This window comes from Actinomyces johnsonii (assembly GCF_006546835.1).
GTDB classification, from domain to species: domain Bacteria; phylum Actinomycetota; class Actinomycetes; order Actinomycetales; family Actinomycetaceae; genus Actinomyces; species Actinomyces johnsonii.
In genome coordinates this window covers 58,860-83,776 of sequence record NZ_VICB01000008.1, presented here as the reverse complement: position 1 = coordinate 83,776, position 24,917 = coordinate 58,860, and the positions used below count along the sequence as shown (strand labels likewise).

Below are 24,917 nucleotides of genomic sequence, written 5' to 3'. Positions count from 1 at the left end.
GCTCAGCCCCGCCGAATCTTCTTGACCCCCTGGGCCACGGTGCGGAAGAAAGGCTTGACCGTGGCCTCGAGGTGGTCGATCTTCGCCTTGGTCTCATGGATCTGAAGCAGGATGTGACGGATCGATTCGTGCAGGTCGCCAATGGTGAAGCGCAGGGAATGCACGGCGTCATTGAGCTGCGCGATGGACTGGGTCAGGTACGCGTTCTGCTGGTCCAGCTTCTCCTCGTGCAGGCGCAGGCGCTCCTCGAGTCGGTGGTAGTACTCGGCCGAGACGAGCATGAGACCCAGGTTCTCCGGCTCGGCGGGGTGGCCTTTCGAGGCGGAGGCCTTCGCGTCGGCATCATCCAGGGACAGGCGCGTGTAGCGGTCCCGGATGGCGAGATTGTCGATGCGGTGGTTGACGGCATCGACGACGACGGAATTGCCCACCGACTCGTCAGTGGAGTCGCGGTGGTGCCAGTGCGCCAGCGGCTCGCCGGTGATGAAGCCGACCGGGGAAGTTGCCAGCAGACGGAGGTTGAAGTCCCAGTCGGCCTGGGTCAGCAGGTTGCCGTCCCAATGGCCGATGCGGTCGGCCACTTCGCGGCGGATGAGTTGGGAGATCGGCGGCACGTAGTTGGCCACCATCGTGTCGATGAGGGTCCAGCTCTCCTTGTCTGCTGCCAGCACTCCCCGGTTGACCTCGCTCAGGCCCTCCTCGGTGACCGTTTCGGAGATCAGGTCGCAGCGCGTCGCCACAGCCCCGTGGCCGGGGTGCTCGTCGAGGTGGGCGACGCAGGCGGCCAGGAATCCGGGTTCCCAGGAGTCGTCGTCGTCATGAATGGCGAAGAACTCGCAGGAGGAGACGGCCAGGCCGTCCTCCAGGGCGGCCTCACGCCCATGAGAGGTCTCGTTGGTAACCACCCTGGTGCGCTCCCGCAGCCACTCGGGGGCGCTCTTCAGGGCGCTCTCCACCGGCTCGGTGCTCCCCGCGTCGTTGACGATGACGAGTTCGAGGTCCTGAAAGGACTGCGCCCCGACCGACTGGACTGCTCGTTTGAGCATCAGGGGACGGTTGCGGGTGCGGGTCACCACGGTGACTCTCGGGGCTTGTGCGGCCTTTCCAGCCATCTTCTGGGGTCCTCCTCGATCCGGTCATAGGCACATGACGTATCTGATGACGCTGCTGAAGGGCTCGGACCTCCAGCAACGTCTCGGTTCCGTAACTCTAGCGGGTGGGGCGCGATCGGCGCAGTCGGGCGCCGACTCAGCAGCGTCTTGATGGCTCCGAGCGTTTTGATGAAGCCCCCGAGCGTCGATGCAGCTCGCGTGGCAGGCGGGCGACTGCCTGGGCGAATCCTGTCATCACCGGGCCGCGCCGTGGACCGCGCAAGCCACGCACCAGCGTACGGGCCAGTGCCTGAAGCACCACGGGTGCCGGGCTATGGGCGGCGGCCACCAGAATCCGGTTGCGGGCATTGACCCGGATGAACATCGGGGAGTCGGTGCCCGAGGAGGAGGCGTGCTCGTGGCGCACCACCGCCTCGCGTACGTAGACGACCCTCCACCCGTGCTCGCGCAGGCGCCAGGAGAGATCCGTATCCTCGTAGTACATGAACAGGTCCTCGCGGAAGCCGCCCAGGGCCCGCCACACCTCGCGCCGGATCGCGCAGGCACCCCCGCACAAGCCGAAGACCTCACTGGGGGAGTGCTCCCGCTCTGCGGGTACCAGCCAGTCGCGGTCGTAGCCGTTGCCGGAGGCATCCACGAGGTTGCCCGTGGAATTGACCAGGACCTCGCCCTCGCCCCGGGCGGCCGCCTCGTTGCTCACCCGAACCCACCTGCCGGTGCGCGGCGAGACCAGTGCCTCCTGGCCGGGGCCGGCCGGCTTCCAGCGGCCGGCCAGCAGGATCCGCGCCGTCGCCGCGGCCGGAGCCGAGTTCGATGTCGTCCGAGGTGATCCCGGCTGAGTGGGCGCCGGGGTGGCCGGCGGATCGCTCAGGGGCGCCAGGATCGCCTCGAGGAAGCCGGGCTCGACCATCGCGTCGTTGTTGAGCAGGACGAGGACGTCCTCGCACATGCCACGGGCTCCGAGATTGACCCCCGCCCCGAATCCCAGGTTCCTACTCGAATGGACCACCGTCAGACCCGCCCGGGTCATGCGTTCGATCGAGTCGTCGCCGGAGGCGTTGTCGACAACGACGAGCGTGTCGCCACCCCCCAGTTGACCGGTGATCGAGCGGGCCGCCCGGATCGTCAGTTCGGGTCGGCGCCAGTTGACGATGACGACGCGCGCCGAGGGACGGCGCACGAGCCCCGCGTGGTCGCCACCGCCACCGGGGTCGCTGCGGTTGCCGCGGGCACCGGAGTCAGTGGGGGAATCCTCCGTCACACCGCACCCCCGATGAGGGCGTGGTAGACCTCCGTGTGCGCGGCGGCGCAGGCACTCCAGGTGAAGGTTCGGGCACGCTCGCGGCCCGCCAGGGCCAGCTCATCGTGGGCCGGGCCGACCGCTTCAGCGAGACGGTCCGCGATCTCACGGGGCGAGGCGGGGTCGGCCAGCAAACCGACATCCCCAGTCACTTCGGCCATGCAGGTCCCGGAGCTGGTGACCACCGGGGCGCCGTAGGCCATAGCCTCCAGGACCGGCAGACCGAAGCCCTCCCAGATAGAGGGGAAGACGAAGGCCCGCGCGCCGCTGTAAGCGGCCGCCAGCTCGTCGTCGTCGAGCCTGCCGGTGACGTGGACCCGATCGCCCAAGCGGGCCAGCAACTCTCGCTCGGCCGCGTCGTCGCCCCATCCGGCCGGACCGACGAGGACCAGATCGAGGTCGCCGGCGTCGTCATGCTCCTCGGTCAGGATCGCAAAAGCCCGCAGCAGCCCCAGCAGGTTCTTGCGCGGCTCGCGAGTGCCCGTCCACAGGATGTAGTCGCGCCTCAATCCGCGGGCAGTGCGGAAACTCTCGATCTGCTCGTCGGTGACGGTGCGGGTACGCACCCCGTGCGGGATGACGTAGAGGCGGGCGGCGTCGATTCCTGCCGCGATGCAGTCGTCGGCGGTGGCCTGGGAGGGGACGATGATAGCGCTCGCCTCGGCGATGACGCGCTCCAGGGAACGACTGAAGTAGGCGTTGCCGCGGGGCGTGAAGTGCTCGGGGGCGCGCAGGAACGCCAGATCGTGCACGGTGACGGCCAACGGCAGTGAGGTGGCGGGCAGGGCCCAAGTGGTGGCGTGGATGAGCTGGGCTCCGGGCAGGATGGACTCGGCCCGCGGCAGTCCCAAGCGGTTCCAGGATTCGTACAGGGCGGTGCGCGGCAGGTGGGAGTAGCGCATCGGCATCGGGGGCAGGCCCACCTCCTGCGGTGAGAGGGCCGCTTGGCGGCGGGCGGCGATCCCAGCCACGGGCACCTGCCTGGTGCGCAGGGCCTTGGCCAGTTCGACGATGTAGGTACCTGAGCCCCCCGGGACAGGCTGCCACAGCTGCTCGACGGTCATGCCCACCCGTGGGCCTCGGGGGCGGGTGGGGCGTCGGGGCCGGTCGGCATTGGGGGCTGTGGGATGGGAAACGGGGGAGAAGGAAGGGGCCGGGGAGTGCGCCGGGCGGGAGTGGTCTGCGCTCATGCGCTCAGAGTACGGGGTGGCCGCGCGCGGCGCGGTAGCCTGCCCCCATGAAGGTTCTTCTCGATGCGACGGCGATCCCGGCTGATCTCGGAGGTGTGGGGCGCTATGTCGACGACCTCGTCCCCGAGCTCATCGCCTCCGGCGTCAACCTGGCCATGGCCGTCCAACAGCGGGACGTGGCGCACTTCTCCGCCAAGGCGCCCCGCGCCCATCTCTTCCCAGTGCCTGCGTCCATGGAGTCGCGCGGTGTCCGCCTGGCCTGGGAGCAGACGGGGCTGCCAGCCCTCATCCACCGGATCCGTCCCGACGTCCTGCACTCGCCCCACTACACCTTCCCGGCCCTGCACCAGGTACCTGTGGTCGTCACCCTGCACGACGCCACCTTCTTCTCCCACCCGCAGGCTCACTCGCCCTTCAAGCAGAAGTTCTTTACCCGCGCCATCCGCCGGGCCGTGCACGGGGCCGATGCGCTCGTCGTCCCCTCCCTGGCCACCCGCGATGAGACCATCACCTATGTCGGCGGCAGCCCCGAGCGATTCCACGTCGCCTACCACGGCGTGGACACCTCGGTGTTCCACCCGGTCGACGACGCAGAGAGGGCGCGCGTGGCCGCCACTCTCGGGTTGAAGGGGAAGCGCTACATCGGCTTCCTGGGGACCCTGGAGCCCCGCAAGAACGTCCCCAACCTGGTGCGCGCCTGGGCCGACGTCTTCCGCGACTCCGACGAAGCCCCGGCCTTGGTCCTGGCCGGTGGCCCCGGCTGGGACGCCGACATCGAACCCGCCCTAGCCCAGGTGCCCCCGCATCTGAGCGTCCTGCGGCCCGGCTACCTGCCCCTGGAGGATCTGCCCGGGTTCCTGTCCGGCTGCGAGATCCTGGCCTACCCCTCCATCGGTGAGGGCTTCGGGCTGCCGGTGCTCGAGGCCATGGCCTGCGGGGCGGCAGTGCTCACCACCCGCGAGCTGAGCCTGCCGGAGGTCGGGGGAGACGCCGTGGCCTACTGCGGCTCTGACGCCCAGTCCATCGCCCGCGCCCTGGTGCTCCTGGACGCCGACCCCGAGCGTCGCCGCGCCCTGGGCGCCGCCGCAGCCAAGCGGGCCGACGAATTCACCTGGAGGGCCTCCGCCCAGGCGCATGTCGAGGCCTACCGAGCCGCTATGGCGCGGTAGCGCCTCACGCTCCTTGTCCGGCCAGTCGGTTACACTCGGCGTTGTCGCCGCCACCGAACGGGGAAGCATATGGATTCGTCACGTGACCTTGAACCATCACGTGAGAAGAACTCTGAAGAAGGTCGTCGGGAGGAGATGGGAGCAGAGGGAAGTCGGCCTCGCCTCTTGCGTCCGGCCCTGGCTTCACTGTCCTCCCAGCTGCGATGGACTGCCCTGAGTGGGCTGTTCGCGCTCATCTCGGGGGTACTCACTTACCGTTTTATGGCGCGTCACCTGCCGCTGTCCGTCGTCGATGAGTTCCAGTACATCGACGCCGTCAACAAGGCCCAGCGCTGGGACGTGGTCTTCACCGGCGACAAGACGGACCAGTACGCCCGGGTCCTGGCGGCCTGTCGCGGTGTGGGCTTCGGCGACCCCAGCACGCTCATTTACCAGGGAGCCTGCACACCGTACGTACCCGACTCCGACACCTTCATCCACGGCTACACCTCGGCCGACATCCACTCACCGGCCTATTTCTTCCTTACCGGGTGGATGTCCTGGCCGCTACAACGCTTCCTCCACATGGAGCTCATCACGGCCGCCCGGCTCACTGGCGCCGTGTGGCTGTGGCTGGGGATGGTGGCCCTGGCTTGGATGCTGCGCCGGCTCGGAGCCCGATGGGGCGTGGCGGTGGCGCTGCCAATCGCCGTTGCCTCCATGCCCGGGTTCCGTCTGACGAACGCCTACGTCACCCCTGACGCCCTCAATCTCCTAGCGGGGACTCTCATCATCGCCTCCATGGTGCTCTACGTGCGGGGGGAGTGGAGTATCTGGCCCTTCATCGGGATATCGATCGTCTTCTCCTTCGTGAAGTTCCAGAACGTGTTCTGCGTAGTGGCGGCGCTGGTGTTCCTCGCCTGGTACACGATCACCGTCCTCGTGCGGCGCCGGCTGAGGCGCGATGGTGAAGCGACCGATAGTGAAAGCCGTCTGCGCCTGCCGCGTCTGTGGGAGGCGATCGCATTGGTGGTTCTGCCGCTGGCGGGATCGACGATCTGGATGGTGATCCGCGCTCATACGGTCGCCGCGGTCGTCGACCGGCCGCCGCTGGACCCACCGGCGAACCTCGACGGACTGACGGTCTTCTCCTCCCTGGACGATGCCTACCAGCTGGTCTTCGCCGGCACCGGGTGGTCGGGGCTGACCTCGCCCTGGTCCATCTTCCCTAATGTACTCGTTGCCCTCCTCATAGCCGGCGCAGTGGCCAGCGCCATGTTCGACGTCAAGACGACTGTCATCGAGCGGGCCTTCGCACGCTCGGCGTTGCTGTCTTGCACCGCCGTGGGCCCGATGACGATCCTGTTCTTCGCCATTGTCTTCGGCGCCCGCACCGGGGTCCTCAACCGCTACGTCATGGTGCTCATCCCGGTACTCGCGGTACCCCTGTGCGGCCGACTCACCGGGAAGGCGGCTCAGGGACTCCTCATGGTCTTCGCCGTTGGTGCCCTCTACTACGCGGCACACTTCACCTACATCAACTGAGGCTGTCAGCGCGCTCGTGTAGGCTTCACAGTCGGAACACAGCGAGACTTCGGCAGGATGACGCTCGGCGGGAAGGAAGAATCGGCCAGTGAACGAGACCATGACTCTGGGGAACGAGGAGACCTCCCTTCCGGGAACTGGGAGCGCAAATGGTGAGCAGCGCAGCCGCGTTCTTGTCACCGGTGCGAATGGCCAGCTGGGGCGCGCACTCATGGCCCTGTTGCCGCAGGCCGGGTTCGCGCCCACCGGCGTCGACCTGCCGGAGGTGGACATCTCGGACACGGCCGCCATGTCCACCTGGGACTGGTCGAATTACGACGTCGTCATCAACGCCGCCGCCTGGACCAACGTGGACGGCGCCGAGACTCCGGAGGGGCGCCGCCTGTCCTGGCGGGCCAACACGGTCGGGCCGGTCAACCTGGCCCGCGCCGCCACTCAGCACGGTCTGACCCTGGTGCACCTGTCCACCGAGTACACCTTCGACGGCGCCACGCCGGTCCACACCGAGGCGGAGACTCCTTCGCCACTGGGTGTCTACGGTCAGTCCAAGGCCGCAGGCGACGCCGCCGTCAGCGTCTGCCCGCGCCACTACCTGGTGCGCACATCCTGGGTGGTGGGTGACGGCAAGAACTTCGTCAAGACGATGCTCTCCTTGGCCGGGCGCGGCATCACCCCGAGCGTCGTGGCCGACCAGACCGGCCGCCTCACCTTCGCCTCCGACCTGGCGGCGGGCATCATCCACCTGCTCTCCTCAGGAGCCGAGTTCGGTACCTACAACCTCTCCGGCGAGGGGCCGATCGTCTCCTGGGCCGACGTCGCCAAGCGGGTCTACGAGCGCGCCGGCCACAACCCCGACGAGGTCACACCCGTGACCACCGCGGAGTACTACTCCGGGCAGGAGGGAATCGCACCGCGTCCCCTGAGCTCAGCTCTGGATCTCGCCAAGATCAAGGCCACGGGCTTCACTCCCGCCGACTCCATGGAGCGGCTCGAAGACTATCTCGGCGAGCTTCTGGCGTAGGTAACTGGCCAGGCCCGGATGTGAATGGGTCGCGGATCGGCCGCGTATAGTTGCCTCAGTCCGTAGGCGTGAGGAGTGTCAGAAGTTTCATGGCCACTGTTCAGCACGATTCCCTGGCGATCATGCCTGCATGGAACGAGGCTGCCATCATCGGCTCCGTCATCGAGGAGGTTCGACGCGTTGCCGGGGACAGGGTCGACGTTCTCGTCGTCTCCGACGGCTCCACCGACGCCACCGCCCAGATCGCGCGTGATGCCGGCGCGGCTGTTCTCGACCTGCCCCTGAACCTCGGGGTTGGGGGAGCGATGCGCGCTGGCTACCTCTATGCCGAGCGTCACGGCTACCGCCGCGCCATTCAGCTCGACGCCGACGGACAGCACGATCCCGCCGAAATCGAGACCCTCTTCGCCGCAGCTGAGGCTGAAGACGCCGACCTGGTCATCGGCGCCCGCTTCGCGGGCAAGGGCGATTACAAGGTGCGAGGCCCCCGCCAGTGGGCAATGAAGCTCCTGTCGGTCATCCTCTCGCGAGTCTGCGGAACCCGGCTGACAGACACCACCTCCGGCTTCAAACTCGCCAACAGACGCACCATCCGTCTCTTCGCCCACGACTACCCTGCCGAGTACCTCGGCGACACCATCGAGGCCCTGGTCATCGCCAAGCGCTCCGGGCTACGCATCCGGCAGGCCGCCGTCGTCATGCGCCCGCGCGCCGGAGGGACTCCGTCCCACGGCCCGCTCAAGGCCGCGCGGTTCCTCATCAGGGCCTTCCTTGCCCTGGGGGTGTCGCTGAGCCGACCGAGCTCGCAGTTCAAGACGACAGAGCCCAGGGAGGTTCAGGGATGACGAGTACCTACTGGCTGGGAGTCATCTTCGCCTTCATCGTCCTGCTCGGCATCTTCTTCAGGATGCGAAACCAGGGGATGAAGGAGCGCTACGCCACCTGGTGGCTGGTCATCGCGATCGCGGTGGCGGTCATCTCGGTCTTCCCCAGTGTCCTGGAGGGTACGGCCCACCTCGTGGGCGTCAAGGTCCCGCTGAATCTTGCCTTCTTCCTGGCCGGGGTTATCATGCTCCTGCTATCGCTCCGGTTCAGCGTCGACCTGTCGCAGTCTGATGAGGAGCGCCGCCGTCTCGCCGAGGAGATCGCCTTCCTACGAGCAGAGATTGACTCGCTGAAGTCCGAACCCAGGACCCGCCGCGAGGATTCTCCAACCGATCCATCCCGATAGAGAACCACATATGAGTTACGACATTGTTGTCGTCGGTTCAGGCCTGTTCGGCCTGACTGTTGCGGAGCGCTGCGCTAACGAGCTGGGCCTGTCCGTCCTGATTCTGGAACGCCGTCCCCATATCGGGGGAAACGCCTACTCCGAGACGGATCCCCGCACGGGTATCGAGGTCCATAAGTACGGAGCTCATCTCTTCCACACTTCGAATGAACGGGTGTGGAGCTATGTCAACCGCTTTACCACCTTCACCCCCTATGTTCACCATGTCTACACGAACCATGATGGTGTCGTTTACCCGATGCCGATCAACCTGTCAACGATCAACCAGTTCTTCTCTGCTGCCTATTCCCCGGATGAGGCCCGTGCTCTCATCGCTCAACAGGCCGGAGAACTGGCCGGTAAAGATCCGGAGAACCTCAACGACAAGGGCATTTCGCTCATCGGCCGGCCGCTCTATGAGGCCTTCATCAAGGAATACACCGGCAAGCAGTGGCAAACGGATCCTAAGGACCTGCCCGCCTCGATCATCTCCCGCCTCCCGGTGCGCTACACCTATGACAACAGGTACTTCAACGATACCTATGAGGGCCTGCCGGTCGGCGGGTACACCGCATGGTTGGAGAAGATGGCGGACAGCCCCATGATCGACGTACACCTCAGCACCGACTTCTTCGACACCTCCCAGCCCTACCATCGAGACGCCCTCAGAGGACGGGTACCCGTCGTCTACACCGGACCAGTCGATCGCTACTTTGACTATTCGCAGGGGGCGCTGTCCTGGCGCACGATTGACCTGGAGGTCGAGTACCCGCAGACCGGCGACTTCCAGGGGACGAGTGTCATGAACTACCCGGATGCCGATGTCGCCTACACGCGCATCATCGAGCCCCGGCACTTCCACCCCGAGCGCGACTACCCCAGGGATCGAACCGTCATCATGAAGGAGTACTCGCGCTTCGCCGGTGAGGGCGATGACCCCTACTACCCGGTCAATGCCCCACAGGACCGTGAGATGCTCCTGGTCTACCGCGATCTCGTCGCCCAGGAGGAAGGCGTATTCTTCGGCGGGCGCTTGGGAACCTACCAGTACCTGGATATGCACATGGCGATCGGATCCGCTCTGTCCATGGTGGATAATCGTCTTGTGCCATTTCTTCAGTCTCGTGACTAAAATATAGTGTTGATCTCGTGGTCTATTTCCCGACTGCTAAGGCGGGGCGGGAGCGTTTTGTTGTGGCCTGCAGCGGTGTGCTAACGTCATCCCATCCCCAATCGCTATGCCCAAGGAAGGGCCCCTGTGACTGTTGATATTTTGCTTCCCTTCTACGGTGATGTTGTCATGATGAAGGAGGCGGTCCGTAGTGTACTTCGGCAGGAAAACTCCCACTGGCGGCTGATCGTTGTTGATGACGGTTATCCAGATGACTCGATTCCTGGGTGGTTCGATGCTCTTGGAGACTCGCGCATTACCTACGAGCGTAACGATAAGAATCTAGGCGCCAATGCCAACTATCGCAAATGCTTAACCTATGTGGAGAACTCGTTAGTTCAGGTCATGGGAGCTGATGACATTATGCTCCCGAACTATGTCGACTGGCTCATCGATACTGCCGAGCGTTATCCACGGGCAGGCGTGTTCCAGCCGGGTGTCGTGGTGATCGACGAGGTCGGCGCGCAGTCCAATACCCTGGTGGAGAAGGTCAAGCGCTTCTACATGCCGCGCGGCAAGGCGGCTCAGTTGCTGACCGGTGAGCGGTTCGCGGTCTCGGTCCTCAGGGGTGACTGGCTGTACTTCCCATCGCTGGCCTGGCGCGCGGAAACCATCCTGGGCATCGGATTCCGCGAGGGCTACGACGTCGTCCAGGACCTCGCCCTCGTGTGTGACGTGGCCATGAGCGGGCGGGGACTGCTCTATGATCCCACGGTCGCCTTCATGTATCGACGCCACTCGGGCTCCGACTCCTCCTGGCGTGCGTTGGAGGGGACACGCTTCAACGAGGAGCGTCGCTTCTTCCTCCAGATGGCCTCCGAGATGCGGGCGCGCGGCTGGCGCAAGGCCGCTCGGGTCTCCCGGCTCCACCTCTCCTCGCGACTGCACGCGGGTTCCCTACTGCCGCGAGCGGTGCGTGTGAACAACCGAACAGGAATGCGGAATCTGGCTTACCACATCGTAAGGTAGCGCTGTGAAGCACCTTGACGCCGCGGCGGCCCCTGAGACTAGTGCCGCGATCGACACAAGTTATGCCACAGGCAATACCGTCGAGTCTGAAACGTTTGATGAGGAGGCCGCCCAGTCCGACGCCGATGGCGGGGGCAGCTCTGAAACCGAGCCGGAGGCAGATTCCTCGGCCGAGCAGGAATGCGTTTTCTCCGGGTCTGTGGCTGAGATGGCCGACCTTCGCTGCGCTACCGAGGGGAAGGTGGCGCATGGCCGCCTGACGCGTTGGCTGGTCACGGCTGAGCGGCTCACCCCTGGTCAAGTGTTCTGGCTGGCTTTCGGAGCCCTGTTCGTCTTGATGTCGGCGTGGGCGTTCTATGTGCCGGCGATGGCTGCGGCCGATGAGCCGGCGCACATGTGGAAAGCAGTCGCCACCGTTCGCGGCCAGGTCGTCAACCCTGAGATCCTCGGGACGCGGGAAGTCGCTATTCCTGAGATGTATCGCGACGCGCAGGATTTCATGTGCAATGCCTTCCATCCGGACGTGCCGGAGTCGATCTGCGATGTGTCCAAAGTCTTCACCCAGGAGACTCCTGAAGGAGTCCGTCAGGTGGTGTCTCCAGCGGCGTTGTACAACCCGCTTTACTACGGCATTATCGGATGGCCGTCCTTGCTTCCGGATAATCTCGTCAACATCTATCTCATGCGTCTCATCAGTGTGACGATCTCGGCGCTGTTTTTCGCCGTGGGGTTCCGTGCGCTCCGGCAGGCGGATATGCCGGCTCTATCGATGGTGGCTGCGACAGCCGTTGTCACGCCGTCGGCCGTGTTCCTGTGCAGCGTCATCAATCCGCAGGCCCTGGAAATCAGTGCGGCCTTCGCCCTATGGTGCCAACTGCTCCTCGTCATTCGGAAGCCGGCTCCCGAGCTGCTCGGACGGCGGATGTGGCTCCTGGCCTTCATCACCGTCATGTTCGCCAACTCCCGCGGACTGTCCCCCTTCTTCCTCGCGCTCATCGTCATCAGCTGCATTGCGCTCCAACCGTGGCGCTTCACCTGGCGGGTTATCAAGGACCGCCGTTCATGGCTGCCCATCCTGGTCGCCTTCCTGGGGACGGTAGCAGCCTCGGCCTGGGTTCTGGTCACCAACGGGCTGGAGGGGGGAGGCGGCCCTGACGCCGCTCCGGAGCTCCTCTTCCGTCGCGTCTTCAAGGGGACGCTCTACTCAACGGACACTTACATCCAGCAGATCGTCGGAACTTTCGGATGGATGGACACGGTCATGCCCATGTGGTGGGTCATCATGTTCTCCGTGGCCTTCGTCGCCTCGATGCTGCTGGTGTGGACTGTGGGTTCCTGGCGTGAACGGACCGTGGCTCTGGGGACTGGTCTTATCTTTTGCGTGCTGGTCCCAGCGGTGCTGCACGGGCGGGAGGCCCGAGTCATCGGCTGGATGTGGCAGGGGCGGTACATCTTCCCCGTCCTCATCGGTCTGCCCGTACTCGTAGCCTTCGTACTGCAGGCCCGCTTGTCTCACCGCCGAATCCCGATGGGCCGTCGCCTGCTCCTGTCCTGGGTGCTGCTGTTCGTCGTTACCCACGTCGCTGGCCTCATCATCACGATGCATCGTTACATCAACGGCATCTACGGCTCCTGGCGCTACATCACCAAGGACTCCTGGCTCCCGCCGGTACCGCTGTGGGGAGCTGGCGTGGCCATGGTTCTCTTCGTCATCGGCATGGTGGTCCTTCTTGTGCGCATGGTCCCAGCCGAAGACCTGGGTCAGGACGGTCTCACAGTCGATGGGGACACCCCGAACATCGGTGTCGAGATCGACAACAAGGGAGAGTGCAAAGGTTCGCTCAATGCGTCCCTGCCCGAATCGGAGACCGAGCTGCGGACAGCTTGAGCCGGCTCACCCGTGTGGCACAATCGCATGCGGGTTCGTCGGGAGGCCGACGCAACCATGGCTGAGAAACGATAGGAGTGTCAGACCGTGTCTGAAGCGCTGTTGGACGACCCGGAGCTGCTGAGGCGCATCCAGGCTCTGCTTCTGAAGATGCTCAAGGACTTCGACGACACCTGCCGCCGCCTCGGCATCCCCTACTCCGTCTACGGCGGCACCATGATCGGGGCGATTCGCCACCAGGGCTTCATCCCCTGGGACGACGACGTCGACGTGCTCATGACTCGCGCCAACTACGAGCGCTTCCTCGCCGAGGCGCCCTCGGTCCTGCCGGACGACTACCAGATCGACAACACCAGGACCCGCCCCGAGTACCCCTTCATGTTCACCAAACTCGGTCTGAAAGGCACCCTCCTGATCCCTGAGTTCGGCAAGGGTTCCGCCTACCGGATGCCGATCTCCCTGGACATCCTGCCCGTGGACAACGTGCCTGACGACGTTCGCGCCTTCCGCAGGATGAGCCGTAAGACCTGGCTGTGGGGCCGTCTCCTCTACCTTCAGGGCACGCCGACCCCTTACCTCATCGGTATCACCGGGGCCAAGCGCATGGCGATCTACACGATCACCTCGGCGATCCACGTCGGCCTGCGCCTCATGCGCGCCACCCCGCGCTCACTCCAGGGGCGCTGGGAGAAGGCCGCGCGCACCTACGAGCACGCCACCACCAAGCGGATGGCCGACTTCTCCATGCGGGACCCGGAGAACTGGGCCGTTACCATGGACGACCTCTACCCTCCCCTCGAGCTCCCCTTCGAGAACATCACCGTCCAGGTCGCCCGCAACTACGACGCCATGATGCGCCGCTCCTACGGCGACTACATGGAGCTGCCGCCTCTGGAACAGCGCCGCAACCATAAGCCCTGCGAGATCGACTTCGGGCCCTACGCCGACACTGCTGAGACGAGCACCGAGCCGGCCTCCGGGACTACCGGCACTGCGGCCGACTGAAGGCCGCAGCGCATGCCTCGCATGGAGGACACTCAGAATAGTAAGAGGTCGCAGGTCAGCCGCGACTACTTCTGGAACACCGCCGCCTCCGTCATGATGTCGTTGGCGACGGTCATTCTGACGGTGGTCGTCACCCGCTCCGCCGGGCTCGCCGCGGGCGGAGTCTTCGGACTGGCCTACCAGGCCGGGCAGCAGTTCCAGCCCCTGGGCATGTACGAGGTCAGGCCGTACCAGGTCACCGACTTAGAGCATCGTTTCAGCTTCGGCACTTACCTGGCCACCAGGATCGTCACAGTGGGGCTCATGATCCTGGGCATCGTCGGCTACGCGCTGCTCTTCGGCGACGGGCCCGGGGACATGCTGCTCATCATCCTTATCGCCTCCCTTCGCCTCTTCGACGCTTTCGAGGATGTCTACGTCTGCGAGTTCCAGCGGGCGGGTCGTCTCGACATCGGGGGACAGTCCTGGTTCTGGCGCTCGTTGACGACGGCAGCGGCGTTCTCCGGCATGCTCATTGCCACCGGTGAGCTTCTGAGCTCGACTGTCGTCACGCTGGCCGTCTCCCTGGTCGCCACGGTGCTCCTCTACGTGCCTCGGGCACGCGGTCTCTTCCCACAGCGGCCCGTGTGGGAATCTCGGCTGATCAAGGAGCTGCTGATCATCTGCCTGCCCCTGTGCCTGGCATCCTTCATCTCCATGTACCTGGCGAGTGCGCCGAGATTCTCCATCAAGCACTATCTCGACTCCACCCAACAGGGATATTTCACGATCCTGTTCATGCCTGCTATGGCGATCAACCTGCTCTCCATCATGGTCTTCCGCCCTCTGCTCACCTCCATGGCGAGTCTGTGGGTGGGCGCCGACCTGCCCGGTTTCAACCGGCTCATCCGGCGCGGGCTGCTGGTGACCGTCGGGGCATTCGTCGTCGTTGGAACGGTCACCTTCCTGGCAGGCGCTCCCATACTGGGGCTCGTCTACGGCACAGACATCTCCATGTTCCGCGCCGAGCTCATGGTTCTGGTCCTCGGCGGAGCCATGAATGCCGCCAGCGTCGTCCTCTACTACGCCCTGACCACGATGCGGCTTCAGAAGCTCGCCTTCGTGGGATACGCCCTCGCGGCCGTGGCGATGACGCTGATGTTCGTCCTCCTCGTCCCCTCACAAGGTCTCCTGGGCGTCTCCATCGCCTATACCTGCGGAATGGGCGTCCTGGTTCTCCTCTTCGCCCTGTTCCAGCATCGCGCCGTCGCAACTCATAGCGGCGAAGGACACTCGTGACCGAGAGGTGACGGTGGAACGGCTCCGATAGGCTGGCGCGCATGCCATTGCCCCGTTCAGCCGGTTTGTTTGCTCCTCGTGACCTCGGGTCCCGCGACAACGCCCTCAACCTTCTCCGGCTGGTGCTGGCCTTCCTGGTCTTCTACTCCCATGCGGACATCCTCGCCGGAACCGGAGACGGGTACGAGGTGGCCGGACAGCATCTCGGCAGCTGGGGCGTCGTCGGCTTCTTCGCCATCTCCGGCTTCCTCATTACGGGCTCGCGCATGCGCGCCGACGCTGGTCCCTACCTCATCAACCGGGTCACTCGTATCTTCCCCGGCTTCTTGTTCTCCCTCGTCTTCGTCGCCTTCGTCATGGCGCCGGCCGCCCATGTCATCGAGAAGGGAACGATTGATGGCTTCTTCGGTGCGAGTCCCACGCCCGGAGGCTACGTCTACTCCAACATCCTGCTGCACATCTCCACCTACAACATCGGCACGACGCTGGCCTCCGTGCCCTATCCCGGGGCTTGGAACGGATCCCTGTGGAGCCTCTACTACGAGTTCTGGTGCTACATCATCATCGGCGTCTTCCTGTCCTGGAAGTTCATCCGTTCCCACGTGTGGCCCACGGCGCTGCTGTTCCTGGTCAGTGTCGCCATGCACGCCGGCATCAACCGGATCGGTCCCTACGTGGACGACAACAGTGAGTTCGCCCTACTGATCTTCATGCTGCCCTACTTCCTGGGCGGAGCACTCATGTACCAGTTGCGCGAGCGCATCCCCATGAGGCCGTGGATCGCGCTCGCCTCGACGTCCGGGGCCGTGGCACTCATCCTGGTGCTACCGAGCTTCGGCGCTCAGCTGGCCTCGCCGCTCATCGCCTACGTCGTCCTGTGGCTCGGTGCGGTCCTGCCCTCGCCGGAGATCATCAAGGTCCACGACATCTCCTACGGCGTCTACATCTACCACTTCCCGGTTCTCCAGCTGCTCATTCTGCTGGGGATGCACCGCCACGGCCTGCCCCTCCTGCTGCTGGTGGCCGGTCTCGTCACCATCATTCTGTCGGTGGCCAGCTGGCTCGGTATCGAGCGCGCTGCCATGCGCTGGTCCCGGGGGCGCCGTCCCTGGGGCGACCTGCGCCAGCAGGCCCGCTAAGCTCATGCTCTGCTCGGCGATGGAGGGGTCAGCGCGCCAGGATGTGAGTGGTCAGGGTGCGTACCGCCGTCGAGTCCTGACGGCGCAGCGCCGTCGGCAACAGCGACAGGGCGTGAGCCCGTGAGATTGTGTGCCGCTTCGCCGCGCGTGCGGCCCGGTGCCAGCCGTTGCGCCGCATGATGCGGGCGGCCAGGGCGAAGTAGGTGCGCTCGCCAGCGAACCGGCGTCCATCGAACAGTGACGTCGAGGAGGCGGACTCCTCATGGCGCCGGTAGGAGAAGCACATGTGCGGATCGAGTAGGAGGCAGCCGCCGGCCGCAATGATGTCGATGACCAGGGCCAGGTCCTGGATGATGGGGAAGCCGGGGCGGAAGGGCGTCGAGACGAGCGCCTCACGGCGGAAGGTCAGCGAGGGCCAGTAGAGCCAGTCCGCCTTGAGCAGGGAGGCGGCCAGTTCCTCGCCACTGAGCAGGAGGGGCTGGCGCGTGCGCGGCATGACGACGCGTTTGATCGAGTCGGTCAGGGTGCTCACGGCGCGCCCTTGGGAATCGATGATCTGGACCCCGGGCTGAAGGATGTCCGCCTGCGGGAACTTCTCATGAAGAGTCAGCACCCGTGCCACGTAGTCGGGCTGCATGATGTCGTCACAGCCCAGCAGCATCACCAGGTCCGCCGAGGCCATCTCGATGCAGCGCTCGTAGTTCGCGGTGATACCGAGGTTCTCCTCGTTGCGGATGTAAGTGACCTGCGGGTGGCCCAGGCGCTCGAAGTACTCGGGCACCTCGGGATCCGGGTAGCAGTCATCGACGACGGTCAACCGCCAGCGCTCATCGGTCTGGCGTAGAACGGCCTCGACCGTCTCGTACAGGTACCGGGGCTCGCCCCAGAACGGGAGCATGATGTCGAGCATGAGTCTCCTGGTCACTGATGGTCGCCGACCGCACGTCTTCGCGATGAGTCAGCAGTCTAGCCAGGCTGGACACGGGCCGCCGGGACGCACGGTGTGAATCATCCGACTGGCTCCGGTCTTTCCTCAGGGTTCGGGCTGGTCAGTCTGCGCCGCCGGCGAAGACCTCCGGGACCGCCTCCTCCCCGCCTTCGTACCAGGACAGCAGGGCGTCGACGTAGTCGGTGACGTGGCGGTAATAGGTGAAGATATCCTGACCGGCGTCGTCGCCCTCGGCCTCCTTGGCCAGTGCCCACACGTACCAGCACCAGCCCGCGAAGACCACATAGGACCAGAAGTGGCGGCGCTCCAGAGTGGTGGGGGTGCGATCGAAGTAGTAGCCGATCGCCTCGTCGGCGCGCTCAACGCTCATCTGCGTACACACCACCAGGGTCCCGAAATCGCTGGCGATGTCGGACATGCCGGCGTACTCCCAGTCGATGAGATCGATGTGGCCGTCGGCGGCCACCAGAAAGTTCGGTGGGTAGAAATCGTTGTGACTGGGCGTCCGCTCGAAACCATCGGCGTCGGCGGCGACCTTGAGTCGCATCACCTTGGCGCGCAGCTCCACGTAGTCGGGGACGTCGATGGGATGGTGACGCTCGACCAGCTGCTCGTAGCGCAGGGCCTCCCGGATGTAGTCGAAGTCCCGCTCGAGCGTCTTGCCGGAGGTGTGCAGCCTGCGGGCCATGCGCATGGCCTGCCTGAGCTCGTCGACATTGGTGGTCTCAAGGTTGCGAGCCTCGGGCACGAACCGGGAGATTTTCCACCCCTTGACGTCGTCGTCGGCCACGAAGGTCGTGTCCAGGCCGAGCTCGCAGGCCAGGCGCAGGCCGGCCGCCTCGGCATGGCGGTCGACGATCTCCTCGGTGCCGATGCCGGGATGGCGGTAGACGTACTCCTCGCCGTCCACGGCGAAATGGCATGACAGGTTGGTCAGCCCCTGCTTGAGGGGGTAGAAGCCCGAGATGTCCGTCTTGCGGCAGCCCAGGGCCTCGGAGATGTGGTCGAAGACCTCGGAGTCCACGTTCTCGATGAACTTGGGATCGAAGGAGCGGATCTCGTCGACCGAGTCGAACTCGTTGATCATGCCCTCGGGGTAGCGGCGCATGACCATATCGAGCTCCTTGACGTGCTCGATGTAGATCGCCTCCCACAGCTTGGGCGCCGTTTCGGGTAGGTGGTAAACCGTTTCCAGGATGCGCCGGAAGGTGGCGGAGAAGACCCGGTCGAAGTAGACGTGGCCGAGCATAATCCAGGCGTCAGCGCCTCCGACCTCGATGTCTGTGATCCGCTCGCCCGGGCCTGTGGTGATGCACCACTCCTCGGTGGGTCCCTCGATGTACTGGGCTGAGTAGTAGGCCTTGTAGACGTGGGACTCGAAAGGGTTGTCCGTGAAGTAGTCGTCCGAGGAACAGATGAAGGTGTTGGCCAGGATGTCGCGCACCAGCCACAGGGAGCCGTTGTTGTTGCGCGAGACGTAGTCGTCGTTGACGACGATCTTCACGCCGAACTGCTCGGCCAGGTAGAAGAAGTACTCCTTCTTGTAGCCCACGACGATCGTCACGTCCTTGATGCCGGCCTCGTGCAGTTGGCGGATCTGCCGCTCGACCAGGACCTCGTCGCGCACGCGCAGCATGCCCTTGGGGCGCTCGTAGGAAATCGGGGCGAAGCGCTGGGACAGCCCCGCAGCCATGATGACGGCGTTGTTCACCCGGTAGGGCTCCAGGGCGGCTCGGCCCGCCTCGGTCAGGTGGCGCTCCAGGATGTAACCGGCCGCCTCGCACTCGCGGACGACGGCGTTGACCCGCCCCAGGGACATGCTTGTGGATTCCTGGATCCGGCGCTGGGTGAGGGCGTCATCGGCCCGCAGAAGGGCGTAGAGCACATCGAACTGCGACTGCGACAGGGTGCCTGCCATCGCCTCCACCATCCGTTCAGTAAAGCAGCAAAATCTATGTTGTTCGAAGATAGCATGCTGAGAGGGAAAACTGAACTGCTGAGGTGGGCTCGGAGGGACGTGCAGAGGTGATGAGAGATGCTCCGTGGGTGGGACGGCGCCGGTTCGTGCCGTCCCACCCACGGGCGTAAGAGTTGCGGGCGATCAGATGCGCCGTCTCAGGCCTGTTTGTGCTCCAGCAGGCCCAGGAGGTAGGCCCCGTAGCCGGACTTCACCAGGGGCTCGGCGCGCTGGCGCAGGCCTTCGTCGTCGATGAAGCCCATGCGCCAGGCGACCTCCTCGGGGGCGCCGATGTTGAGGCCCTGTCGGTGCTGGACGGTGCGGATGAAGCCGGTGGCGTCGGCCAGCGAGTCGAAGGTTCCGGTGTCGAGCCAGGCGGTGCCGCGGGGGAGGACCTCGACGGTGAGCCTGCCGGCCTCCAAGTAGGTGCGGTTGACGTCGGTGATCTCGTACTCGCCGCGGGCGGAGGGCTTGAGGTTCTTCGCGATCTCGACGACGTCGTTGTCATAGAAGTACAGGCCGGGCACGGCGTAGGTGGAGCGGGGACGGGTGGGCTTCTCCTCGATGGAGATGGCCTTGAAGTCCTCGTCGAACTCGACGACGCCGTAGGCCGTGGGGTCGGCGACCTGGTAGGCGTAGACGACGCCGCCGTCGGGGCTGGTGTGACGGCGCAGCTGGGTGCCCATGCCGGGACCGTAGAAGATGTTGTCGCCCAGGACCAGGGCGGCGCTGTCGTCGCCGATGAAGTCGGCGCCCAGGACGAAGGCCTGGGCAAGGCCGTTGGGCTCCTGCTGGACGGTGTAGGACAGGTTGACGCCGAGCCGGCTGCCGTCGCCCAGGAGGCGGTGGAAGGCGGGGGCGTCGTGGGGGGTGGTGATGATGAGAACGTCCCGGATCCCGGCGAGCATGAGGGTGCTCAGCGGGTAGTAGATCATCGGCTTGTCGTAGACGGGCACCAGCTGCTTGGAGGTTCCCAGGGTGATCGGATTGAGTCGCGTGCCGGAGCCTCCGGCCAGAATGATTCCTCGCATGCTCCAAGCATGACCTATGCGAGCCCCGAATGGCGTCTGGAGCGGGTGATTCGGGGGTGCTCGTGCGTGGTGCGCGGCACTTTCGGCTCGTGAGGTTCCGTCTCCGAGGTGCCTGCAGGGCGGCGCCGATAGACTTCCCGGCGGAGCGTCGCCGGTGAGGCGACGCCGAGATCGACGATTACGTACGCAGAAGGAGCTATCCATGGGGCAGATCGAGCTGGGTAAGCCGCTCGCCGTCGAGGCCACGCCGATTCCGGGGTTCTTGCGCATCGACCTGACCGTTCACGGGGACAACCGCGGCTGGTTCAAGGAGAACTGGCAGCGCGAGAAGATGCTGGCCCTGGGGCTGCCCGACTTCGGGCCGGTCCAGAACAACATCTCCTTCAACAACGAGGTGGGAGTGACCCGTGGTATCCACGCCGAGCCCTGGGACAAGTTTGTCTCGGTGGCCACCGGCCGCGTCTTCGGCGCCTGGGTGGACCTGCGCGAGGGGCCGTCCTTTGGGGCCGTGTACACCTGCGAGATCGACCCGTCGGTGGCCGTGTTCGTGCCCCGGGGCGTGGGCAACGCCTACCAGACACTGGAGCCGGGCACCGCCTACACCTACCTGGTCAACGACCACTGGTCCGCTGAGGCCCGGTACACCTTCCTCAACTTGGCCGATGAGACGGCGAACGTCCCCTGGCCGATCCCGTTGACCGAGGCGATCCTGTCCGACAAGGACCGGGCCCACCCGCGCCTGGCCGACGTCACCCCCTTCCCGTCTCCTACGGCGGGCAGCTAGGACAGGTCCGAGATAAGCCCGAGTACTGATCCCGACGGCGCCGCGAGCCCCACGAGGCTCGCGGCGCCGTCGTCTGCCGTCGTCCCCAGCGGCGGGGCCGACCCGACTCCGCCTCATTGGACATCCTGTGGTCTGGGGCGGTCAGCCGCGTTGCTCTCCAGGAGAACGTGCCGAAGCCGTAACTTCGACGATTATCCGACGAGTAAAGGACTGCGAATGAATAACGATGCGGCGTTGCGGTCAATAAGTGGCCATGATCGATGGAATAATCACTGCCATCCTGCCTGGAACCTGGATTCGTCGAGTCCTTCTCCGGGGTCCGCTCAAGTTCTGGTCCGGTGTGTGCGGTGGCCCTCTGTGCGCCCTCCCCGGTGCCCGTTCGGGCTCCGGTCGTTTGGCCGACGCCTTCTCTGCGGTTGGAAGGAACTCCCTTCACATGGACACTGCACGATTGCGCTGGAGCACGGCCCGGGCTGCCCGTGCGCTCATCGTCCTATGGTCGGTGGTGACGGTGGTGGGTGCGCTCTTCGACGCCGCCCTCCAACCGGAGCTGCACATCGACTTCCTTGTCTATCGAACCGGCGCCCAGCATCTCCTTACCGGTCGGCCTCTCTACGCCGAGGCTCTCGACCCTGGGGTTCCCGGTTTTCTCATGTACTTCACCTACCCGCCCTTCGGGGCGCTCCTACTCTCCGGCTCCGCCATCGGCACTCCGGCCCTGGCCGCCGCCGGCCATACCGTGGCCTCCCTGACGGCGCTCCTCGGCCTGTCGTGGATCGTCGTCTCACGCTGCGGTGGCGGGGCCTGGGCCGCTCTGGCTGGAGCCAACGCCATGAGTCTGCTTATGCCCGTGGTCTCGCACCTGACCTGGGGACAGGTCGGGCTCTTCCTCATCGTCCTGCTGGCCGCAGACTGGCTTCCCCGCCGGACCCTCTGGCCGCGCGGGATACTCACCGGCATTGCCATTGCCATCAAGCTCACCCCCGCCGTCTTCCTGCTGCTGCCGCTGCTCCGGAGGGACCGGCGGGCCCTGCTCGCCTCCCTGGCGAGCGCCGCTGCCTGCACCGGCATCGGATTCCTCACCGCTCCCAGAGAGTCCCTGACATTCTGGGGCTCGGCCGTGTGGGACTCCACCCGGGTGGCCTCCAGCTGGTGGGACACCGAGAACCAGTCATTGCGCGGACTGCTATCCCGGGTACTGCCGGCGCCCCTGTCCTCAGTCGCCTGGCTGGTGCTGGCCGTCGGCGTTGTCATCGTCATTGCCGGGCAGGCCGCGCGCCTGACGCGTGGCGGCGACGATCTGCTCGCCTTCGGACTCGTCGGCCTCATCGCCCCCATCGTTTCGCCTGTGGCATGGGTGCACCACTGGGTCTTCGCCCTCCCGCTCATCATGACCCTCGTGTGGCGGGCGGCCACCGGGCTCGCATCTGGTATGCGCAGGTCGGGCTGGGACCTCGAGTGTCTGGCGGCAGTGGGCAGTGTCGTCGTTATGCTCATTGCCCCCACGCACTTCTCCGACGACCTTGTGCGCTATGATTCGCCCCGGTGGAATCTGCTCGCGGTCCTGGCCTCCGGAGCCTACGTCTACTGGGCCGTCGGCCTCTTGGTCGTGACAGCCCGCCTGCGCGGCAGTCAGAGCAACAGGGGGCCACTCGCAACCGGGTGAGGAGCGATCTGCCACCGACAATGGTGGATCATCGCAGCTGGTTTCGAGCTGTTCGCCCCGGCCGGAACAGTCGCCCGTCCGCCGGTCCGCAGCTGCTGCTGTTAGACGCGCTTGGCGTCACTGCGCAGAGGTGGGCTGCGTTGGTCCTCAGTCAAGGAGAAGTCCCCGGGTATGCCGCTGCGTACGCAGGCGAGTTCCAGTGCCGGTACGGTGAGGCGCTATGAAACGACTTGAGCCCGCCCGCCAGCAGTACGCCTGGGGGTCGACCGCTGCCATTCCCGCGCTCCTGGGTGTGGCCGATGACGGCGCCCCCTGGGCCGAGGCCTGGTACGGATCCCACCCGGCCGGACCGGCCCGGGTCGCCGGCGGAGATGTCCTGTCCACCCTCATCGAGGCCGAGCCAGAGCGCCTCCTGGGCGAGGACATCATCTGGCGCTTCGGGCGCCGGTTACCGTTCCTCCTCAAGCTCATCGCCCCCGAGCAGCCGCTGTCCCTCCAGGTTCACCCCAGCCAGGCCCAGGCGGCCGAGGGCTACGCCCTGGAGGAAGAGGCGGGCATCGCCCTGGACCACCCCTCCCGCAACTACAAGGACACCAACCACAAGCCGGAGATGGTCCTGGCCCTTACCCGTTTCCAGGCGGTCGCCGGATTCCGCGCTCCGCGTCGGGCCGTCGAGGTCCTCGCCGGCCTGGACAGCGTCCTGGCCCGGCGGATGCGCCGCACCCTGCGCCTGAATCCCACCCGGTACGGTATCCGGCAGGTTTTCTCCGATGTCGTCTCTGCCTCCACCCGCCCGACTCCCGAGGAGATCAGTGATCTGGTCGCCGAGATCGCGGCCCGCTTCGAGGCCGGGACCTCCCCCTCCCTGCGCGTGGACTCCAATGTCCTGAAGATGGCGGTCACCTTCCCCGGCGACCCCGGCATCGCCGCCGCACTCCTGCTCAACCCCGTCACCCTCCAGCCCGGGGAGGCGCTGTTCGTGCCCGCGGGCAGCGTCCACGCCTATATCTCCGGTCTCGGGGTCGAGGTCATGGCCTCCTCGGACAACGTGCTGCGCGCCGGACTGACGGCCAAGCACATCGACGTCCCCGAGATGCTGGCCTGCGTCGATTACGTGGCGGCGCCCCCGGTGCGTCCGGCCCCCGAATACCTCTCGCGCGCCACCCGCGCTTACTACGCGCCGGTGGACGATTTCGAGCTCATGGTTACCACCGTGGTGGCCGCCGACGGCCGTCTGCCAGTTCCCGGGCGGGGACCGCGCATCCTGCTGGCCGTCGAAGGGGCCATGACGCTGGTGACTCAGGCCGACACGCAGACACTTGCCCAGGGTGAGGCCGTGTTCGTCGGCGCCGACGAACACCGCCTGTCCGTCGAGGGAGAGGGGACGCTCGTTCAGGCCGATGTCCCCTGACGGCATGGCTCAGTCGACCTGCGCCCCGGCGATGCCCTCCTGACGGATTGCAGCCGCAACGACGTCGTCGCCCGCCTCGGGGGTGAGGACAACCGCTGTGCGCCCGGTGTACCAGGCGGCCAGGACCTCCTGGAGCGCCTGGGCGGTTCCGGGGGAGCGGACCAGGGCGGCGCGTGAACTGCCCGGGCCGGTACTGCCGGCGGCTTCGACCCGGGCGACCAAGTCGGCGCGCGTCAGGGTGACGGGTTGCGCCCCGTCTCGGCAGCCGGCCGCAGCGAGGTCGGTGAGACAGGGATGATCGGTGCTGACATCGACCGGCGCGAAGTGATCGGGGTAGGACATGAGGTCGGCGGCGCCGTCGAGTACGAGGGCGGGCAGCTCGCCCGACCAGCGCAGCGCCAGGGAGGCGACGGGGACCAAAACCTGCACCTCCGCCCCAGTGCACAGGTCCTCCGGTGCGAATGCCACGCTCAGCTCGGGGACGAGACCGGCGGCATCGATCTCCTCGCCGCTCCCCAGGAGCACGGCCCGTCCCGCCAGCCACGCTCCGCAGGCCCAGGCCGCTGTCCGCCAGTGCGGTGGGAGCCCCAGGTGAACCCCGTCGCCCGGTGCGGATTCCGCTGTGATCAATCCCGCGATCTTGGCCAGCCACATGGACAGCACTCGTCCGGTCAACTCGACGCGCTCGTCGTTTCCATAACAATTCAGCCACGGTTTGTCGGCGTCATGGGGGCCGGGGAGCAGTGTCAGCAGAGGGTCTTGCATGCCTCCAGATTGAAGCAGATCTACTGACATTCAGGTTCCTTTACGGTAATGTCCAGCCGGTTGGACGAGTGTGTGCACGAGGGATGCCGTCCGCTGAACCTCCAGGAAAATCGTGTATTTTCTCCTGTCAGGCAGGCCGCGGGCACCTCTCAGGAGATTTGTAGGAAGTCAACATATGGTGTTAGCCAGATGGGGTTATTCCTTGAGATATCAAGGAATGGTGTCGACGGTAACGAGAGGGTGAAGTTTCCCTCCCTGGCTTGACTGGCCTTGTCTCACACGCATGTAATTCTTACTGGCAAGAAGCTCGGATTGAAG

The 24,917-nt window shown here is 65.6% G+C and carries 21 protein-coding genes; 14 read left to right on the top strand and 7 right to left on the bottom strand.

The window, feature by feature from the left end:
- Positions 1 to 2: 2 nt before the first annotated feature.
- The 3 genes from FK256_RS06930 to FK256_RS06920 form a co-directional block, all read right to left on the bottom strand.
- A complete protein-coding gene (locus FK256_RS06930) occupies positions 3 to 1,112 on the bottom strand; it encodes a glycosyltransferase family 2 protein (protein WP_141424222.1) in 1,110 nt (369 codons plus the stop codon).
- A gap of 136 nt (positions 1,113 to 1,248) precedes the next feature.
- On the bottom strand, positions 1,249 to 2,292 hold the full coding sequence (locus tag FK256_RS06925) for a glycosyltransferase family 2 protein (protein WP_141424238.1): 1,044 nt from the start codon (positions 2,290 to 2,292) through the stop codon (positions 1,249 to 1,251).
- A gap of 77 nt (positions 2,293 to 2,369) precedes the next feature.
- Positions 2,370 to 3,482, bottom strand: a complete 1,113-nt coding sequence (locus FK256_RS06920) for a glycosyltransferase family 4 protein (protein ID WP_141424237.1) — start codon at positions 3,480 to 3,482, stop codon at positions 2,370 to 2,372.
- A gap of 167 nt (positions 3,483 to 3,649) precedes the next feature.
- Between FK256_RS06920 and FK256_RS06915 the strand changes: the two genes are divergently transcribed.
- From FK256_RS06915 to FK256_RS06865, 11 genes are all read left to right on the top strand, one after another.
- The gene (locus FK256_RS06915; RefSeq protein ID WP_141424221.1) at positions 3,650 to 4,771 is read left to right on the top strand and encodes a glycosyltransferase family 4 protein; all 1,122 of its coding nucleotides are present in this window, start codon (positions 3,650 to 3,652) and stop codon (positions 4,769 to 4,771) included.
- A gap of 135 nt (positions 4,772 to 4,906) precedes the next feature.
- Positions 4,907 to 6,295 carry a glycosyltransferase family 39 protein gene (locus tag FK256_RS06910; RefSeq protein WP_244936250.1) on the top strand — a complete coding sequence of 463 codons (1,389 nt, stop codon included), beginning with the start codon at positions 4,907 to 4,909 and terminating at the stop codon, positions 6,293 to 6,295.
- 88 nt (positions 6,296 to 6,383) lie between these two features.
- Positions 6,384 to 7,316 carry an SDR family oxidoreductase gene (locus FK256_RS06905; RefSeq protein ID WP_141424219.1) on the top strand — a complete coding sequence of 311 codons (933 nt, stop codon included), beginning with the start codon at positions 6,384 to 6,386 and terminating at the stop codon, positions 7,314 to 7,316.
- A gap of 89 nt (positions 7,317 to 7,405) precedes the next feature.
- Positions 7,406 to 8,161, top strand: a complete 756-nt coding sequence (locus tag FK256_RS06900) for a glycosyltransferase family 2 protein (protein WP_021607333.1) — start codon at positions 7,406 to 7,408, stop codon at positions 8,159 to 8,161.
- Complete coding sequence (locus tag FK256_RS06895; protein WP_141424218.1) at positions 8,158 to 8,547, top strand: DUF2304 domain-containing protein; 390 nt, start codon at positions 8,158 to 8,160, stop codon at positions 8,545 to 8,547. Before FK256_RS06900 ends, FK256_RS06895 begins: the two co-directional genes overlap by 4 nt.
- Before the next feature lie 10 nt (positions 8,548 to 8,557).
- The gene (gene glf / locus FK256_RS06890; RefSeq protein WP_141424217.1) at positions 8,558 to 9,718 is read left to right on the top strand and encodes a UDP-galactopyranose mutase; all 1,161 of its coding nucleotides are present in this window, start codon (positions 8,558 to 8,560) and stop codon (positions 9,716 to 9,718) included.
- A 126-nt stretch (positions 9,719 to 9,844) separates the two neighbouring features.
- Complete coding sequence (locus tag FK256_RS06885) at positions 9,845 to 10,726, top strand: glycosyltransferase family 2 protein (RefSeq protein WP_141424216.1); 882 nt, start codon at positions 9,845 to 9,847, stop codon at positions 10,724 to 10,726.
- A 4-nt stretch (positions 10,727 to 10,730) separates the two neighbouring features.
- Positions 10,731 to 12,614 carry a DUF2142 domain-containing protein gene (locus FK256_RS06880; RefSeq protein ID WP_141424215.1) on the top strand — a complete coding sequence of 628 codons (1,884 nt, stop codon included), beginning with the start codon at positions 10,731 to 10,733 and terminating at the stop codon, positions 12,612 to 12,614.
- Positions 12,615 to 12,701: 87 nt separating this feature from the next.
- Entirely contained in the window at positions 12,702 to 13,619 is a 918-nt protein-coding gene (locus tag FK256_RS06875; RefSeq protein ID WP_244936248.1) for a LicD family protein, read from the top strand.
- Positions 13,620 to 13,631: 12 nt separating this feature from the next.
- Positions 13,632 to 14,897 carry a lipopolysaccharide biosynthesis protein gene (locus tag FK256_RS06870; protein WP_039894725.1) on the top strand — a complete coding sequence of 422 codons (1,266 nt, stop codon included), beginning with the start codon at positions 13,632 to 13,634 and terminating at the stop codon, positions 14,895 to 14,897.
- A 41-nt stretch (positions 14,898 to 14,938) separates the two neighbouring features.
- Positions 14,939 to 16,036, top strand: coding sequence for an acyltransferase family protein (locus tag FK256_RS06865; RefSeq protein WP_141424214.1), 1,098 nt, complete (start codon positions 14,939 to 14,941; stop codon positions 16,034 to 16,036).
- A gap of 28 nt (positions 16,037 to 16,064) precedes the next feature.
- On the opposite strand, the gene FK256_RS06860 is transcribed toward FK256_RS06865, so the two are convergent.
- From FK256_RS06860 to rfbA, 3 genes are all read right to left on the bottom strand, one after another.
- Entirely contained in the window at positions 16,065 to 16,946 is an 882-nt protein-coding gene (locus FK256_RS06860) for a glycosyltransferase family 2 protein (RefSeq protein WP_141424213.1), read from the bottom strand.
- Between the two features lie 139 nt (positions 16,947 to 17,085).
- Complete coding sequence (locus tag FK256_RS06855; protein ID WP_231681201.1) at positions 17,086 to 18,903, bottom strand: phosphotransferase; 1,818 nt, start codon at positions 18,901 to 18,903, stop codon at positions 17,086 to 17,088.
- A gap of 197 nt (positions 18,904 to 19,100) precedes the next feature.
- Positions 19,101 to 19,973, bottom strand: coding sequence for a glucose-1-phosphate thymidylyltransferase RfbA (gene rfbA / locus FK256_RS06850; RefSeq protein ID WP_141424212.1), 873 nt, complete (start codon positions 19,971 to 19,973; stop codon positions 19,101 to 19,103).
- Positions 19,974 to 20,175: 202 nt separating this feature from the next.
- Between rfbA and FK256_RS06845 the strand changes: the two genes are divergently transcribed.
- The 3 genes from FK256_RS06845 (at position 20,176) to manA (ending at position 23,834) form a co-directional block, all read left to right on the top strand.
- Positions 20,176 to 20,757 carry a dTDP-4-dehydrorhamnose 3,5-epimerase family protein gene (locus FK256_RS06845; protein WP_021607322.1) on the top strand — a complete coding sequence of 194 codons (582 nt, stop codon included), beginning with the start codon at positions 20,176 to 20,178 and terminating at the stop codon, positions 20,755 to 20,757.
- Between the two features lie 436 nt (positions 20,758 to 21,193).
- Entirely contained in the window at positions 21,194 to 22,423 is a 1,230-nt protein-coding gene (locus tag FK256_RS06840; RefSeq protein WP_170197924.1) for a glycosyltransferase 87 family protein, read from the top strand.
- A 220-nt stretch (positions 22,424 to 22,643) separates the two neighbouring features.
- Complete coding sequence (gene manA, locus FK256_RS06835) at positions 22,644 to 23,834, top strand: mannose-6-phosphate isomerase, class I (protein WP_021606303.1); 1,191 nt, start codon at positions 22,644 to 22,646, stop codon at positions 23,832 to 23,834.
- Between the two features lie 9 nt (positions 23,835 to 23,843).
- On the opposite strand, the gene FK256_RS06830 is transcribed toward manA, so the two are convergent.
- Positions 23,844 to 24,599, bottom strand: a complete 756-nt coding sequence (locus FK256_RS06830) for a TIGR03089 family protein (RefSeq protein WP_141424210.1) — start codon at positions 24,597 to 24,599, stop codon at positions 23,844 to 23,846.
- Positions 24,600 to 24,917 lie beyond the last annotated feature (318 nt).